Origin of the sequence: Microvirgula sp. AG722 (assembly GCF_003269145.1) — a bacterium.
GTDB classification, from domain to species: domain Bacteria; phylum Pseudomonadota; class Gammaproteobacteria; order Burkholderiales; family Aquaspirillaceae; genus Microvirgula; species Microvirgula aerodenitrificans.
The window spans coordinates 74,700-89,928 of sequence record NZ_QLTJ01000001.1; the positions used below are offsets into that span (position 1 = coordinate 74,700).

Genomic DNA, 15,229 nt, shown 5'->3' on the forward strand with positions numbered 1-15,229 from the left:
GCCGTGCTCCGGGCAGAAACATCGCTCCATTTCACGCCAGCGATCGCCGCCCGCCTAATCGGCTTTGCCTGCACTGTGGCTTTCCCGTCACAATGCCGGCCTTACGCCATTCCCGTCGCCCCCATCATGTTCCACGGTCTGTATGCCCTTCCCGACGCCGACGCCGCGCGCGCCGACGACCTCGCCGCCCGCTTCGCGCTGCCGCGCCTGAGCGCGCCGCCCGCCGACGGCTACTGGCTGGCGCTCGGCGACACGCGGCTGGAACTGGTGACGGCCCATGGCCATGGCGCGGTCTACGCCGATTTTGTCGAGGGTGCCGCCCGGCACCGGCGCGAGCACGGCGGCGGCAGCGGCCAGCCGGTGGCGCGGGCGATCGGCATCAAGGGCGGAAATCGTCCGAGTGTGGTCGATGCCACTGCCGGTCTTGGCCGCGACGCGTTCGTACTGGCCACCCTGGGCTGCGAGGTCACGCTGCTGGAACGCTCACCGGTCGCCGCCGCACTGCTCGACGATGCGCTGTCGCGCGCCGCCGCCGATCCGGCTACCGCCGCGATCGCGGCGCGCATGCGGCTGGTGCATGCCGATGCCGCCGACTGGCTGGCCGCGCTGGACCCGGCGGTGCGCCCCGATGTGGTCTACCTCGATCCGATGTTCCCCGATACCGGCAAGAGCGCGGCGGCCAAGAAGGACATGCAGGCCTTTCAGGTCGTGATCGGTGACGATACCGATGCCGGCAAGCTGGTCGCCGCCGCACGCGGCGCGGCGAAAAAACGGGTGGTGGTCAAACGGCCGCGCCTCGGCGTGCTGCTCGGTGACGACAAGCCGTCGACGCAGCTGGTCGGCAAGAGCACCCGTTTCGATCTCTATACGCCGTCGCGCTGAACCGTCCGGCCGACGCGGTCGAGGCGGAATGATGCCAGCGCCCAGGCCCACAGCTCGTCCAGCCCGGCGCAATCGGCCGGCGGCCGGTGATTCAGCCGGCACAGTGCCCGGCGCAGCTCGTCCGCGGCATGGTCGGTGGAGATGGCCGGCGCCAGCGTCTGCTTGGACAGTTTTTCGCCGGCGGCATTGCATACCAGCGGCAAGTGGGCATGGCGGGGTCGCGCATGGCCGAGCGCGTCAATCAGCACCAGCTGGCGCGGCGTCGAATCGAGCAGGTCGGCCCCCCGGACCACGTCGGTCATGCCCTGTGCGTGGTCGTCGACCAGCACCGCAAGCTGGTAGGCCCAGAAACCGTCGGCACGCTTGAGCACGAAATCGCCGACCTCCTGCGCCACGTCCTGCCGCTGCAGGCCGAACACGCGATCCTCGAAGCTCACCTCGCCCGCCGGCACCCGCAGCCGCCAGGCGCGCGGCTGGCGACCGGCCGGCAGCCCGTCACGGCAGGTTCCGGGATACACATGACCATCCACGCCGCGTCGGGCGACGGCGGCAATCTCCTTGCGCGTGCAGGCGCACGGATAGGCATCGCCGCTGGCGACCAGTTGCGCCAGCGCAGCGGCGTAGCGCGGATGGCGGTCATGCTGGTAGACCACTTCGCCATCCCACTCGAAGCCGAAGGCTTCCAGCGTGCGCAGGATGTCGGCGCTGGCACCGGGCATTTCGCGCGGCGGGTCGAGGTCTTCGATCCGCACCCACCACTCGCCGCCCTGGACGCGGGCATCGAGGTAGCTGCCGACGGCGGTCAGCAGGGAGCCGGCGTGCAGCCGGCCGGTCGGGCTGGGGGCGAAACGCCCGCGGTAGGCGGGCGTCATCGGCTGCCGCCCCCGTCCGTCCGGGGACGAAGGCAACGGCAGCCGCCACACGGGCGGCTACACTGTCTGGGAAGGTGAGTCACTTTAGTTGTTCCGGTCACGGCGTGCGGCAGGATGCCCGCACGCGAGAACGTAAAGGATACGCAACCATGGCCTATGTCGTCACCGAAGCCTGTATCCGCTGCAAGTACACCGACTGCGTCACGGTCTGTCCGGTCGACTGTTTCCACGAAGGGCCCAATTTCCTCGTCATCGACCCGGACGAGTGCATCGACTGCATGCTGTGCGTGCCGGAATGCCCGGTGGACGCCATTTATGCCGACGACGATGTCCCGGCCGACCAGCGCCACTTCATTGCGCTGAACGCCGAACTGGCCGCCAATCCGAAATGGAAACCGATCACGCTGCAGAAGCCGCCACTGCCCGACGCCGCGCAGTGGGCACAGGTCAGGGACAAGTTCGACCAGCTCGATCGCGGCTGAGACTCACCGGCCGACAGTGAACGGCAGGCGGTATTCGTGCCCGTCTACCACGAAGCTGCCGATCCAGTCGCTGGAGCCGGTCACGCAGACCGGCAGCGTGATCCTGGCGCGCCAGCGACCGTCTCCCGCCGGCACGAAGCGGTAGCGGGCAACGCCCATGCTCATGCCGACCATGTCGAAACCGGCGGTCGGCGTCGCGTCGGCGCCGGCGATCTCGACCACGAACGGCGCGCTGTGCTGTGGCGGCGACACGAAGGTCAGGGTTGCGCCGCTGTCCCCCAGCGCACAGGCCTGCGCAAGATCCGGGCAGCGCAGTTCGACCGCAGCGACCGTGTCGGTGCGGTTGTGCCACCAGTACCAGGCGACACCGGCCTTGATCAGCGCCAGCACGATCAGGGCCAGCGCGACCAGCAGCAGTTTGCGTCTTGGAACCGGGCCGCTCATCGCCAGGCACTCCGCATGCAGGCGACGCCGTGCGCGCCCGCTTCGCGGGCACGATCGAGGTCCGTGACGGACAGACCGCCGAGCGCGTAGACCGGCAAGGGCCAGCGGCCGCCGGCCAGTTCGGTGAAGCGGTCCCAGCCCAGCGGCGGCAGGTCCGGGTGCGAGGGCGTCGGCAGCACGTGGCCGAGCATCACGTAGTCCAGTCCCAGGCCGACAGCCTGTTCGATATCAGCCTGACCGTGTACCGAGGCGCCGACCCAGTCACCGGCCGGACGCGCGTCGAGCGCATGCAGCTGGCGGCTGTTCAGGTGCAGCCCGTCGAACGGCCCCGCATCGCTGGCCCCGGCCAGCAGCACCCGTCCGCCGTGCGGGCGGGTCAGGGCGGCCAGCTCGGCGGCCAGTGCATGCTGCTGTGCGGTACTCCAGCCGGGTTCGCGCACCACGATCAGCCCGAATGCGGCCGGGTCGGCCGCGACGCGGGCAATCACGGTGTCACGGCCAAGTTCCTGCGCACAGGTGATCGCCAGCGTGGCCGGCAGCGACAGCGCGCGAAAAATCGGCGTATTGGCCGGCAGCACCGGCGACACGCTCAGCGCATCGGCTGCCCGTTGCCAGGCCCAGGTCTGTCCTTCGCGCGCCTGCGGCTCGCCGCTCCAGCCGGTCACCCGGTGGAAGTCGAGCCGGACATCGGCGTGTTCATAGTGAAAATGCTGGGTCAGCCACGGTGTGGCGTGGGTGACGGTCAGGCCGAGTTCCTCGTCCAGCTCGCGGCACAGCGCCGCGTACGGGGTCTCGCCGGCTTCGATCTTGCCGCCGGGAAACTCCCAGTACCCCGCATACGGCTTGCCTTCGGGGCGGCTGGAAAGAAAAAAGCCGCCGTCGGGCCTGACCAGCACCCCGGCGACGACCTGTGTCCATTTGCGCATGCTGCTTACTTGCCCTCGAGCCGGCGGCGCTCGTATTCGCGCAGCCGCAGGTAAACCGGTTCCGGCACGTACTGGTGGATGACGTCTTCCCAGCCCTTCGGGCCGACCAGTCCGCGCACCATGGTCGAGCTGACCTCGGCGTATTCGCGCGGCGGCAGCAGGAAGATGGTGGTGATGTTCGGATACAGGTCCGAATTCACATAACGCATCGCACGTTCGTATTCGTAATCGCTTGCGGTACGGATGCCGCGCACGATGTAGTTGGCACCGATGGATTGTGCGTAATTGACCAGAAACTGGTTGTCGAACAGCTCCACCCGCAGGTTGTTGTACTGGCGGGTGGTCTCGCGCAGCATGGCCGCGCGGTCCTCGGCGCTGAACGTGCAGAACTTGTCCGGGTTGACCCCGATGGCAACGACCAGTTCGTCAAACAGCTCGACCGCCTGCTCGATCATCCACAGGTGACCATTGGTCACCGGGTCGAAACTGCCCGCATAGACGGCGCGCTTCAATGGACGCTTTCCTTTATGTGACATACGCAACAATCTGCAAAATGTAATCGCTTCACAGGGTCAGCGGCAAAGAATTTTTTGCATTGCGTCATAAGACGCCAGCCGGAAAACCCGAAAGGAATGCCGTCAGCCGCGCCGCAACGCGGCACGCAGGGCGGGAGAATCGGGAAAGGCCTGGTCCTGGGACGGCAGCGACCACCATGCCCCGCGACGTTCCAGCGCCACAACGAGGCGGGCGCCGACCTGCGGCGCGCGATCGCCGCCGAAGCCGCTGATCTGGATCACGTCGCCGCGCCGCAGCGGCGCGCGAAAGACTTCGTCCACGGTCGCCCAGATCGTCCATGACGGACCGTCGCGGCGAACGGCATCGAGGCGAACGGCCACGACGGCGTCGGCGCCGACATTGAGCAGCTGCCCCGCCTGCGGTGGCGGCAAGGCCTGCGCCGGCAGGGCCAGCCCGCCAGCCAGTGCGGCAATCAGCAGCATGAATCGGGCGCGAGTCGCTATCATCGATCAATCTCCGGGGGACGTCAGGGTCGTGCCGGCAGTTCCCGGCGACGACGGATTCCGCATTATCACGGAGGACGCGGATACAGACAAAGCAGGCTTCCGGACTGCTCATGGGCAGGAGGCAGGCGGTCAGCGCAGCGCCGGGACCCGGGATGGCGTGCAAACGGCAGCCCGCCGGATGGAATTCCGTCCTTTCCGTCCCCGCCGTCGCAGGGCCAGGGCCAGTCCGGACCGGCGCTTCCCCCCTGCCGTTTTCTGCTGACGGTGACCCGGCTTCACGCAAAGGGTAGGCAGTCGCGTCATTTTTCACCACAATCCGTCTCTGTCCGATGCGGTCGCCCTGAACGCAGGCCTCATCCCATGACATTATCGTGACAAATCCGTTCCGCGCCCGGCACTCTGGAGGAAAGCTATGTTAGATGTCTCGCAGGCCATGCGACGCTGTTGTCTCGCCGTCCTGTCGACTCTGTCCACCCCGGTTTTCGCCGACGATTTGTCCACTGCCCCCCTGACCACATGGATCTCGCTGTCCGCCGTTCTCGCCCTGCTGCTGGCCGCCACGCTGCTGTACCTGCGCCACCAGGGGCAGCGGCTGGGCGATTTGCAGACCAACCATGACGCGCTGATCGAGCAATCGCTGGCCGGCATCTACATCGTGCAGAACGAAATTGTCGTCTACTGCAACCCGCGCGCTGCCGACATGCTCGGCTATACCCAGGACGAAATGACCGGCCTGCCGACTTCCGCGCTGCTGGACGCGGAAGAGCGCGAACGGGTCCGCCTCCAGCTGCAGCGCCGCCGGCGGGACCAGATCATCGACATGCGCTTTCAGCTCCGCCTGCGTCATCGCAACGGCCGCCGCATCGACACCGAGGTCCACAGCCGGCTCGCACCATACCGCGGCGCCGACGCCACCATCGGCATCATGATCGACGTCAGCGACCGGACCGAGGCCGAGCACAAGCAGCGCCTGTCCGACATCGTGTTCGACAACGCCGCCGAAGGCATCCTGCTGACCGATGGCGATGCACGCATCATCGCCGTCAACCGCGCATTCACCCGCATTACCGGCTACGAGGCCGACGAGGTGGTCAACCGCCGTTCGCGCCTGTTCCGCGTCGACCACATGGGCCGGGCGATCAACCGCCAGATGCTGCAGTCCCTGGATGAGCAGGGCTGCTGGCAGGGCGAGTTCCTCGATCGCCATCGCAATGGCCGCCTGTATCCGGTCCGGCTGTCGATCAGCGCCGTGCATGACCCGGAAGGCGAGCTGATCAACAACGTCTGCGTATTCAACGACATCAGCCAGCACAAGGACGCCGAGGACCGGCTGGTCTTCCTCGCCACCCACGACCCGCTGACCCGGCTGACCAACCGCGCCGAATTTCTCACCCGGCTGCAGGCCACCTGCGAAGGGACATCGGCCACGGCATTCGCCCTGCTGTTCATCGATCTCGACCGCTTCAAGCTGGTCAACGACGGCTTCGGCCACAGCGGCGGCGACGACCTGCTGCGCGTGATCGCCGCCCGGCTCAACTATGCGGTCGGCAAGGATGCACTGCTGAGCCGGGTCGGCGGCGACGAATTCACCGTGCTGACCAATACCGGCGATCGCGCGAAGCTGGCGCTGCAGGTCGAGCACCTGCTGGACGAACTGGCCCAGCCCAGCGTGCTCGACGGCAAGGAACTGACCGTCACCGGCTCGATCGGCATCGCCGTCTACCCCGAGGATGGCCACAACGCCCAGACGCTGCTCCGCCATGCGGAAGTGGCGATGTACCGTGCCAAGACCGCCGGCAAGAATACCTATGCGTTCTTCAATGCCAGCATGGTCAGCCAGGCCAGCGAGCGGCTGACCATGGAAAATGCGCTGCGCAACGCCATCACCCGCCAGCAGCTCGAACTCCACTACCAGCCGCAGGTCGATCCGGACTCCGGGCTGATCGTCGCGGTCGAGGCGCTGGCGCGCTGGCACCACCCGGAATGGGGCATGATCCCGCCGTCGCGCTTTATCCCGCTGGCGGAAGAAACCGGTCTGGTGCTGGTGCTCGGCCACTGGGTGATCCGTGCCGCCTGCGAACAGATCGCCCGCTGGGACGCCGCCGGCATTCGCGTGCCCCGGGTGGCGGTCAACCTGTCCGCACGCCAGTTTGCCGACTCCTCGCTGTGCCAGGTCCTGACCGACGCGCTGACCAGTGCCGGCATCGCCCCGCAGCGGATCGAGCTGGAAGTGACCGAAAGCGCGCTGATCGAACAGCCCGACGCGGCGGTCGCCCTGCTGAACGAATTGAAAGCACTGGGCGTGCATCTGGCACTGGACGACTTCGGTACCGGCTACTCCAGCCTGTCGCAGCTGAAGAACCTGCCGCTCGACGCGCTGAAAATCGACCGGACCTTTATCGACGGCGTGCCGAACGACCCGAACGATGTCGCCATTACCGAGGCCATTGTCGCCATGGCCCGGAAGCTGGCGCTGACCGTCGTGGCCGAGGGGGCGGAAACCATCGAACAGCGCGATTTCCTCGCCGCCTGTGGCTGCGACCTGATCCAGGGTTTCTACTACAGCCGGCCGCTGCCGCCGGAAGCGCTCGCCGCCTATATCCGCAGCGGCACCTCGCGGCACAGTGCCACCCGGATGGATCTCTGAGCAACGGCCAGCCGCAGCACGTACAATGCCGGCTTTACCGCCCGGCGGGGCCCTGCCCCGCCGGCCATCACGCAGGATCGTCCGCCCATGTCGCAGAAAAAACTCATTCACGGCTTCCACGCCGTCAACGCCCGGCTGTTCCAGTCGCCGAAAAGCCTGGTCGAGCTGTTCGTCGCCGCCGGCCGTGACGACCGTCGCATGCAGGACGTGCTCGACAAGGCCGCCAGCGAGAACGTGCGCGTGATCAGCGTCGATACCGCCCGGCTCGACGCCATGACCGGCCGCGCGCGCCACCAGGGCGTGGCAGCGGTCATCGACGTCAGCCACCGCATCGTCAATGTCGACGACGTGCTCGACACGCTGAACGAACCGCCGCTGCTGCTGATCCTCGACGGCGTGACCGACCCGCACAATCTCGGCGCCTGCCTGCGCGTGGCCGATGCGATGGGCGTCCACGCCGTCATCGCGCCGAAAGACCGCTCCGCCGGCCTGAACGCCACCGTCAGCAAGGTGGCATGTGGCGCGGCCGAGGTCGTGCCGTACGTGCAGGTGACCAATCTGGCCCGCTGCCTGCGCGACATCAAGGACCGCGGCATCTGGATCGCCGGCACCGACATGGACGCCAGCACCGACCTCTACCACTGCGATGCCGCCGGTCCGCTGGCCTGGGTCATGGGCTCGGAAGGTGAAGGCATGCGCCGCCTGACGCGCGAACATTGCGATCTGCTGGTCAGCATCCCGATGTTCGGCACGGTGGAAAGCCTGAACGTGTCGGTCGCCACCGGCATGGTACTCAGCGAATCGCGCCGGCAGCGCGTACTGGCCGCCGGCTGAGCCATACTGAAGCCATGAAACGCCTTCTCGATCCCGTCATGCTGCTGGCCGCCATCGTGTGGCTGGCGGCGCTGGCCATCGCGCCCGACGCGTTTGCCGGCATGCAGCCGATGCCCCGCGCATCGGTGTCGACGCAGATCGGGCACCCCCAGGCCGCCGGCCGCTGCCACAGCCCGTCGGCCATGGCGGCGGACGACACCACGCCGTCATCCTGCGCGACCCATGCCGGTGGCGGCACCCACGCCTGCTGCCCGCAGGCGGTACCGATGGCGGGCGGCATGGCCGTCTCGCTGCCCTTCACCCCGCAGCGGCGCACGGCCCCGACCCCGCCGCTGCGCTCGCGCGCGCTGCCGCCGCCGGACGAACCACCCCGCGCCTGATCTTTCCTGCCTGCCACTGCCTGCCGTCCTGACGGCAGGGATTCGACTCTGAAAGGAATGATCATGCAAAGACGCACTCTCCTCGCCGCCCTGGCGAGCGCTCCGCTGTGGCCGCTGGCCGCCCGCGCCAATCCGCACGCCGGTCACGGCATGCCGATGCACGACAGCATGCCGATGAACGGCATGGCCGCCATGCATGCGCCCTCGTCGTCGCCGGACGCCCTGCCGCCGGCGGGGCAGCCACTGGCTACCCTGCCCCGGCTGGCCAACCGCAGCACCGAGGCCGGCACGTTCAGCGGCGTCATCGATATCGCGGAAACCCGGCATGCACTGCTGCCGGGGGCGCCGACCCGGCTGTGGAGCTACAACGCCGGGCCGCTTGGCCCGCTGATCGAACTGAATGCCGGCGACCGGGTCGCCATCACGCTGAACAACCGCCTGCCCGAAGAAACGACCGTGCACTGGCACGGTCTGCCGGTCGATCCGCGCGTCGATGGCCATCCGCGCGATGCCATTGCACCGGGCGGCTCGTTCCGTGCCGGATTCACCCTCCCCGACAACCTGTCCGGCACCTTCTGGTATCACCCGCATCCGCATGGCCTGACTGCGCGCCAGGTGGCGATGAGCCTGGCCGGTCCCGTCATCATCCGCCATCGCAACGATCCGTTCGCCGGCCTGCCGGAGTCGCTGCTGGTCATCAGTGACCAGCGCTTCGATCGCGACAACCAGGTGGCCGCGCACACGCCGGCCGACTGGATGGACGGCCGCGAAGGCGAAGTGGTGCTGGTCAACGGCCAGTACCGGCCGCGACTTGATGTCGCGCCGAACGAAACCCGCCGCCTGCGCGTGCTCAATGCCTGCGCGGCACGCTATCTGCTGCTGTCGCTGCCCGGCGCGACCCTGACCCGGGTCGGCACCGATGGCGGCGCGCTGGCCCGGCCGGAAACCGGTCTGTCGCAGTTGCTGCTGACCCCGGGCGAACGCACCGAACTGCTGGTGACCTTCCCGGCCCGGGTCGGCCAGTCGCTGCAACTGGTTTCGCTGCCGTATGCGCGCGGCAAGATGATGCAGCCGGAGCAGACCGCGGCACTGCCGCTGATGACCGTCGCCGTCGCCGACCGTGCACCGGCAGCGGCCTTCAGCCTGCCGGCGCAGCTGGCGACGATCGCCCCGCTGGGCCGGCCGGACATCCGCCGCCGCGTGGTGCTGTCGGAGCGGCCGATGGACCACCGCATGGCCGGTGGCGGCATGATGGCCATGATGAAAAACATGTTCCTGATCGACGGCAGAACCTACGACATGAACCGTGTCGACCTGAGCGGCAAGGTCGGGCAGATCGAGGAATGGGAGGTGGTCAATGACAGCCATATGGATCATCCGTTCCACCTGCATGGCGGCCAGTTCCAGCTGATCGCCCGCAACGGCAAGCCACAGCCGCCGAGCTGGCGCGATACGGTCAATCTGGCACCGCGTGCCAGCCTGACCCTGCGCGTGCGCTTCGACACCCCGGGCGAGCGCCTGTACCACTGCCATATCCTCGAACATGAGGATCTCGGCATGATGGGCACGCTGGCCGTGCACGCGTAAACCGGAAACGGCTGAACTTCCCCGCGCGGGAGTCGATAAACTACCGGGAAGGCCGCCTGCGCGGCGGCCTCTCCCGATACCCGTCGTCCGCCCCGGGGTTAGCCGCGGACCGCCCGGACCAGTACAATCCCGGCACCTGACTCTGACCGCCCGCCATGCTACCGATCCAGCCCACCCTGACCATCCGGGACTTGTCCCCGGGCCAGCTCGGCCAAGTCCTTCGCGACGTCCGGCCGATCCTGGAGGTCAATCCGACGCCGGCCCGCCTGCCCGACCTGAAACCGGGCGAGCAGGTATCGGCACGCGTGGTGGACAACCTCGCCGGCAACCGTTTCCTGGTGCTGGTCAAAAACCAGTTACTGACCCTGAACCTCGGCCGTGGCCAGATGCTGGCGGCCGAACCGGGCGCCACGCTGAAACTGACCGTGGCGCAGGTCACGCCGCGGCTGTCATTCCGGCTGGAAAGCGAACCGGTCCAGGAGCAGAGCGACCGACAGCTGTCGCGGGTGACCCTGTCCGGCGCTTCGCGCTATCTGGGTGCCCTGCTGACCCAGGCCAGTCGTGGCGCCGAGCCGGCGGTGCGCGAACCGCTGCTGCCGCAACCGGGCCAGCGCCCGGCGGCCGGCGGCGCCAATGCCGCGCCGACGCCGGCAGCCACGCAACTGGGGCCGATCATGCTGGCCAACGGCCAGGTCAACACCCGGGCACTGGCCGGCGCGCTGCAGCAGATGCTGTCCGGCAGCGGCACCTTCTACGAGGCGCATCTGGCCGAGTGGGTGCAGGGCAAGCGCACGCTGGAGCAGGTCCGGGCCGAGCCACAGGCGAAGCTGGAACTGCCAAAGGCAACACTGGCACTGCTGCACCAGCAACGCACAGACGACGATCCGGCCCAGGCCACCGGCAAGGCCGGCGATGAGGTCGACAGCGCCCGCCACCAGAATGCCAATGCCGCCCTCGGACAGCTGGTCGCACGCCAGCTCGACACGCTGGAACACCGCCAGGTGCTGATGCAGGGCGCGGCCTGGCCGGAGCAGCCGTTCGAGTGGCTGATCGAGGAAGACAAGACCGCGCCGGACCGCGAAGCCGACGGCCGCGAGGAGGCCCCGCGCCGCTGGGTCAGCCGGCTGGCACTGAACCTGCCGTCACTCGGCGCCATCGAGGCACGCATCACGCTGGACGGTCAGGGTGTACAGATCCGCATGGATGCGCTCGACCCGCGCACGGCAGCCCGCATCGCCGCCGAGCGCGACCGCCTCCAGCATCAATTGAGCGAAACCGGACTTACCCTGCTGCAGTACTCCGTGAACCGGGAGGCAACATGAGCCGCCGCGACGCCGAACGCCAGAGCGCCGTGGCGCTGGCCTACCGCCAGGGCTCGGTCGCGCCGCGCGTGGTGGCCAAGGGCCGGGGCGAGATGGCCGCCCGCATCATCGAACGCGCCAGGGCGTCCGATGTCTTCGTCCACGAGTCGCCGCAACTGGTCAATCTGCTGATGCAGGTCGATCTCGACAGCCAGATCCCGTCCGAGCTGTACCAGGCGGTGGCGGAGGTGCTCGCCTTCGTCTACTACCTGGAACGGCAGGCAGCCGGTGCCGACGAAGAGAACCCGCCGCAACTCCCCGACTGGATATCCCCGCCGGCGACCCCATGATGTACTGGTCCGATGCGCGGTCGCGGGCGACCGCATCGGTATAATCCCCGCTTCGTCCGCCCTACCCGGTCCAGAATCGCAGCCCATGTCGTCAGTCCTTCCCGTTCCCGGTCAGAAACATTCCCTAGGTCATCTGCCTCCCGGCGCCGACAGCGCCCGGCTGGCGGCCATCGCCCGCGATGGCGGGCGCCCGCTGCTGGTCCTGACCGCCGACGCGCACAGCGCGCGCCGGCTGGCCGACGAAATGCTGTTCTTCGCGCCGTCATTGCGGATCGCTTATCTGCCGGACTGGGAAACCCTGCCGTACGACCACTTTTCGCCACACGCCGACCTGGTGTCGGAGCGGCTGGCGACACTGTGGAAACTGCGCCAGGGCCAGGCCGACGTGGTGATCGCCTCGGCCGCCACGGCGATGATGCGGCTGTCGCCGTTCGAATACCTGGCCGGACGCACCTTCTTCCTCAAGGTCGGCGACACGCTCGATGTCGAGCGCCTGCGCGCCGACCTGACGCGGGCCGGCTATACCCATGTGACCCAGGTCTATGCACCGGGCGAGTTCTCGATTCGCGGCGGGCTGGTCGACCTGTTCCCGACCGGCAGCAATCTGCCGTACCGCATCGACCTGTTCGGCGACGAAATCGAAACCCTGCGGACCTTCGACGTCGACACCCAGCGCACCGTCTACCCGGTGCAGGATATCCGCCTGCTGCCGGCGCGCGAGTTCCCGACCGACAACGACGGCGTCACCACCTTCCGCCAGCATTTCCGCGAAACGTTCGAGGGCGATCCGTCGCGCTGCCGGCTGTACAAGGACATCTCGGCCGGCAGCGTGCCGGCCGGCATCGAGTACTACCTGCCGCTGTTCTTCGACACCACCTCGACGCTGTTCGACTATCTCGGCGACAACGCCGCCATCGCCATGCACGCCGACACGCTGGCGACCGCCGAGGGCTTCTGGCGCGAGGTACAGAGCCGCTACGACCTGCTGCGCGGCGAAACCGCCCGCCCGTGCCTGCCGCCGGACCAGCTTTATCTGCGCCCCGATGCACTGATGAGCGCGCTGAAGCCGTATCCGCGGCTGGCCATCGACACCGAAGGCGCGCTGCCGGACGATGTCGCCCTGCTGCCGGACCTGAACGTCGACCGCCGCGCCGACGTGCCGGTCGCCCGCCTCAAGCAGTTCGTCGACAGCACCGATACCCGGGTGCTGCTGATCGCGGAAAGCCTGGGCCGACGCGAAACCATTTACCAGTTGCTGGCCGAATACGGGCTGAAGCCGACTCCGCTGGACAGCCTGGCCGACTTCATCGCCGGCGACGTCCGTTGCGCGCTGCTGGCCGGCACGCTGACGCGCGGCTTTGTCGACCGCGCGGCCGGTCTGTCCTTCATCACCGAATCCGACCTGTACCAGACCGTGGCACGCACGCCGCGCCAGCAGCGCAAGCGCAGCAACACCGACGCCATGCTGCGCGATCTGGCCGAGGTCAAGGTCGGCGATCCGGTCGTGCATGAAACCCACGGCATCGGCCGCTACCTGGGGCTGGAGTCACTCGATCTCGGCGAAGGGCTGACCGAGATGATGACCATCGAGTACGCCGACAGCGCCAAGCTGTACGTACCGGTGGCGCAACTGCACATGATCAGCCGCTACGCCGGCTCGGCCAGCGACAATGTCCAGCTGACCCGGCTCGGCAGCAGCCAGTGGGACAAGGCGCGCAAGCGCGCGGCCGAAAAGGCGCGCGACACCGCGGCCGAACTGCTGAATCTGTATGCCCAGCGTGCCGCCCGTGCCGGCCACGCCTTCACCATCAGCCCCAACGACTACGACGCCTTCGCCGCCGGCTTCGGCTTCGAGGAAACCGCCGACCAGCAGGCCACCATCGAGGCGGTCATCGCCGACATGAGCGCGGAGAAGCCCATGGACCGGCTGGTCTGTGGCGACGTCGGCTTCGGCAAGACCGAAGTCGCGTTGCGCGCCGCCTTTATCGCCGCCATGGCCGGCCGCCAGGTCTCGGTGCTGGTACCGACCACGCTGCTGGCCGAACAGCATGCACAGAGCTTTGCCGACCGTTTTGCCGACTGGCCGGTCAAGGTCGCCGAACTGTCGCGCTTCCGCTCGGCCAAAGAGCAGAAGGCCACCCTGGCCGGGCTGGCCGACGGCTCGGTCGACATCGTCATCGGCACCCATCGGCTGGTTCAGCCGGACGTGGTGTTCAAGCGTCTGGGGCTGGTCATCATCGACGAGGAGCACCGCTTCGGCGTGCGCCAGAAGGAACAGCTGAAACGGCTGCGCGCCAATGTCGACGTGCTGACGCTGACCGCAACGCCGATTCCGCGCACGCTGGCCATGTCGCTGGAAGGACTGCGTGACTTCTCGGTCATTGCCACGGCGCCAAGCCGCCGGCTGTCGGTCAAGACTTTCGTCAGCCCGCTGTCCAATGGCGTGATCCGCGAAGCCGTGCTGCGCGAACTCAAGCGTGGCGGCCAGGTGTTCTTCCTCTACAACGAGGTCGAAACCATCGAGAACATGCGCGAGAAGCTGGTCGAGCTGCTGCCCGAGGCCCGGGTCGGCGTCGCCCACGGCCAGCTGCGCGAGCGCGAGCTGGAACAGGTGATGCGCGACTTCAACCAGCAGCGCTTCAACGTGCTGCTGTGCTCGACCATTATCGAAACCGGCATCGACATCCCGAATGCCAACACCATCCTGATCCACCGCGCCGACAAGTTCGGTCTGGCGCAGTTGCACCAGCTGCGCGGCCGGGTCGGCCGCTCCTACCACCAGGCGTATGCCTACCTGCTGACACCGGAGAACATCAGCCGCGATGCGCAGAAGCGGCTGGAGGCGATCCAGGCGATGGAAGACCTCGGCAGCGGCTTCTACCTGGCCATGCACGATCTGGAAATCCGCGGCGCCGGCGAAGTGCTCGGCGAAGGCCAGTCCGGCGAAATGCAGGAAGTTGGCTTTGGCCTGTACACCGAGATGCTGAAGGCGGCGGTCAAGGCGCTGAAGAAGGGCCAGGAGCCCGATCTCGACCAGCCGCTGGGCGTGACGACCGAGATCAATCTGCACGCCCCGGCACTGCTGCCGGACGACTACTGCCCGGACGTTCATGAACGGCTGGTGCTGTACAAGCGGCTGGCCAGTTGCGACACCGGTGCCGACATCGACGAAATCCACGAGGAGCTGATCGACCGCTTCGGCCTGCCGACACCGCCGGTCAAACTGCTGATCGACAGCCACCGCCTGCGCCTGCTGGCGCGCGATCTCGGCGTCAGCCGCTGCGACGCGTCGGACACGGCGATCCAGCTGACCTTCTCCAGCCAGACGCCGGTCGAGCCGATGAAAATCATCGGTCTGATCCAGAGCAAGCGGAACTACAAGCTCGCCGGCCAGGACAAGCTGCGGGTCGAAGCCACGCTGAACGACCCGGCCATGCGTGCGGTGCGGGTCAAGGAACTGCTGAAGGAGCTGGCAGCGTAACGCCACCAGCGCCCTGCACGG

14 protein-coding genes are annotated in these 15,229 nt (G+C 67.8%); 9 read left to right on the forward strand and 5 right to left on the reverse strand.

Translation table 11 applies throughout. The features are described 5' to 3' along the window. The first annotated feature begins 126 nt into the window (after window positions 1-126). Window positions 127-882 carry a class I SAM-dependent methyltransferase gene (locus DFO50_RS00340; protein ID WP_112691894.1) on the forward strand — a complete coding sequence of 252 codons (756 nt, stop codon included), beginning with the start codon at window positions 127-129 and terminating at the stop codon, window positions 880-882. Here the strand turns inward: DFO50_RS00340 and gluQRS are convergent. After that, window positions 864-1,754 carry a tRNA glutamyl-Q(34) synthetase GluQRS gene (gluQRS, locus tag DFO50_RS00345; protein WP_112691895.1) on the reverse strand — a complete coding sequence of 297 codons (891 nt, stop codon included), beginning with the start codon at window positions 1,752-1,754 and terminating at the stop codon, window positions 864-866. The two genes, DFO50_RS00340 and gluQRS, sit on opposite strands and share 19 nt — an antisense overlap. 149 nt (window positions 1,755-1,903) lie before the next feature. Between gluQRS and fdxA the strand changes: the two genes are divergently transcribed. Beyond that, the gene (gene fdxA, locus DFO50_RS00350) at window positions 1,904-2,236 is read left to right on the forward strand and encodes a ferredoxin FdxA (RefSeq protein WP_107888748.1); all 333 of its coding nucleotides are present in this window, start codon (window positions 1,904-1,906) and stop codon (window positions 2,234-2,236) included. Between the two features lie 3 nt (window positions 2,237-2,239). Here the strand turns inward: fdxA and DFO50_RS00355 are convergent, their stop codons facing one another. From DFO50_RS00355 to DFO50_RS00370, 4 genes are all read right to left on the reverse strand, one after another. After that, complete coding sequence (locus DFO50_RS00355; RefSeq protein WP_036385054.1) at window positions 2,240-2,680, reverse strand: hypothetical protein; 441 nt, start codon at window positions 2,678-2,680, stop codon at window positions 2,240-2,242. Next, window positions 2,677-3,606 (reverse strand): Nudix family hydrolase, encoded by a 930-nt coding sequence (locus tag DFO50_RS00360; protein WP_107888749.1) that lies wholly within the window; start codon window positions 3,604-3,606, stop codon window positions 2,677-2,679. Before DFO50_RS00360 ends, DFO50_RS00355 begins: the two co-directional genes overlap by 4 nt. A gap of 5 nt (window positions 3,607-3,611) precedes the next feature. Further along, on the reverse strand, window positions 3,612-4,142 hold the full coding sequence (coaD, locus tag DFO50_RS00365) for a pantetheine-phosphate adenylyltransferase (RefSeq protein ID WP_107888750.1): 531 nt from the start codon (window positions 4,140-4,142) through the stop codon (window positions 3,612-3,614). Window positions 4,143-4,244: 102 nt separating this feature from the next. Beyond that, window positions 4,245-4,628 carry a hypothetical protein gene (locus tag DFO50_RS00370; protein ID WP_146744993.1) on the reverse strand — a complete coding sequence of 128 codons (384 nt, stop codon included), beginning with the start codon at window positions 4,626-4,628 and terminating at the stop codon, window positions 4,245-4,247. Between the two features lie 412 nt (window positions 4,629-5,040). Here DFO50_RS00370 and DFO50_RS00375 point away from each other — a divergent pair, with 412 nt between their 5' ends. The 7 genes from DFO50_RS00375 to mfd all read left to right on the forward strand — a co-directional run bounded on the left by DFO50_RS00375 (window position 5,041) and on the right by mfd (window position 15,208). After that, window positions 5,041-7,275, forward strand: coding sequence for a bifunctional diguanylate cyclase/phosphodiesterase (locus DFO50_RS00375; protein ID WP_107888751.1), 2,235 nt, complete (start codon window positions 5,041-5,043; stop codon window positions 7,273-7,275). Window positions 7,276-7,362: 87 nt separating this feature from the next. Next, complete coding sequence (rlmB, locus tag DFO50_RS00380; RefSeq protein ID WP_107888752.1) at window positions 7,363-8,109, forward strand: 23S rRNA (guanosine(2251)-2'-O)-methyltransferase RlmB; 747 nt, start codon at window positions 7,363-7,365, stop codon at window positions 8,107-8,109. Window positions 8,110-8,123: 14 nt separating this feature from the next. Continuing rightward, entirely contained in the window at window positions 8,124-8,489 is a 366-nt protein-coding gene (locus DFO50_RS00385; RefSeq protein WP_146744994.1) for a hypothetical protein, read from the forward strand. 63 nt (window positions 8,490-8,552) lie between these two features. Next, the gene (locus DFO50_RS00390) at window positions 8,553-10,076 is read left to right on the forward strand and encodes a multicopper oxidase family protein (RefSeq protein ID WP_158537382.1); all 1,524 of its coding nucleotides are present in this window, start codon (window positions 8,553-8,555) and stop codon (window positions 10,074-10,076) included. 155 nt (window positions 10,077-10,231) lie between these two features. Beyond that, window positions 10,232-11,398 (forward strand): flagellar hook-length control protein FliK, encoded by a 1,167-nt coding sequence (locus DFO50_RS00395; RefSeq protein ID WP_107888754.1) that lies wholly within the window; start codon window positions 10,232-10,234, stop codon window positions 11,396-11,398. Further along, window positions 11,395-11,727, forward strand: a complete 333-nt coding sequence (locus DFO50_RS00400; protein WP_107888755.1) for an EscU/YscU/HrcU family type III secretion system export apparatus switch protein — start codon at window positions 11,395-11,397, stop codon at window positions 11,725-11,727. The genes DFO50_RS00395 and DFO50_RS00400 overlap by 4 nt, the downstream gene beginning before the upstream one ends. Window positions 11,728-11,812: 85 nt before the next feature. Then, entirely contained in the window at window positions 11,813-15,208 is a 3,396-nt protein-coding gene (gene mfd, locus DFO50_RS00405; RefSeq protein WP_112691897.1) for a transcription-repair coupling factor, read from the forward strand. Window positions 15,209-15,229: the final 21 nt, after the last annotated feature.

Excerpts from the sequence above, each read along its gene's own strand:
- DFO50_RS00400 (WP_107888755.1), top strand. The coding sequence starts at position 11,395 with ATGAGCCGCCGCGACGCCGAACGCCAGAGCGCCGTGGCGCTGGCCTAC.
- DFO50_RS00370 (WP_146744993.1), bottom strand. The coding sequence starts at position 4,628 with ATGATAGCGACTCGCGCCCGATTCATGCTGCTGATTGCCGCACTGGCT.
- fdxA (WP_107888748.1), top strand. The coding sequence starts at position 1,904 with ATGGCCTATGTCGTCACCGAAGCCTGTATCCGCTGCAAGTACACCGAC.
- coaD (WP_107888750.1), bottom strand. The coding sequence starts at position 4,142 with ATGTCACATAAAGGAAAGCGTCCATTGAAGCGCGCCGTCTATGCGGGC.
- mfd (WP_112691897.1), top strand. The coding sequence starts at position 11,813 with ATGTCGTCAGTCCTTCCCGTTCCCGGTCAGAAACATTCCCTAGGTCAT.
- DFO50_RS00390 (WP_158537382.1), top strand. The coding sequence starts at position 8,553 with ATGCAAAGACGCACTCTCCTCGCCGCCCTGGCGAGCGCTCCGCTGTGG.
- DFO50_RS00360 (WP_107888749.1), bottom strand. The coding sequence starts at position 3,606 with ATGCGCAAATGGACACAGGTCGTCGCCGGGGTGCTGGTCAGGCCCGAC.
- gluQRS (WP_112691895.1), bottom strand. The coding sequence starts at position 1,754 with ATGACGCCCGCCTACCGCGGGCGTTTCGCCCCCAGCCCGACCGGCCGG.
- DFO50_RS00395 (WP_107888754.1), top strand. The coding sequence starts at position 10,232 with ATGCTACCGATCCAGCCCACCCTGACCATCCGGGACTTGTCCCCGGGC.
- DFO50_RS00375 (WP_107888751.1), top strand. The coding sequence starts at position 5,041 with ATGTTAGATGTCTCGCAGGCCATGCGACGCTGTTGTCTCGCCGTCCTG.
- DFO50_RS00385 (WP_146744994.1), top strand. The coding sequence starts at position 8,124 with ATGAAACGCCTTCTCGATCCCGTCATGCTGCTGGCCGCCATCGTGTGG.
- rlmB (WP_107888752.1), top strand. The coding sequence starts at position 7,363 with ATGTCGCAGAAAAAACTCATTCACGGCTTCCACGCCGTCAACGCCCGG.
- DFO50_RS00340 (WP_112691894.1), top strand. The coding sequence starts at position 127 with ATGTTCCACGGTCTGTATGCCCTTCCCGACGCCGACGCCGCGCGCGCC.
- DFO50_RS00355 (WP_036385054.1), bottom strand. The coding sequence starts at position 2,680 with ATGAGCGGCCCGGTTCCAAGACGCAAACTGCTGCTGGTCGCGCTGGCC.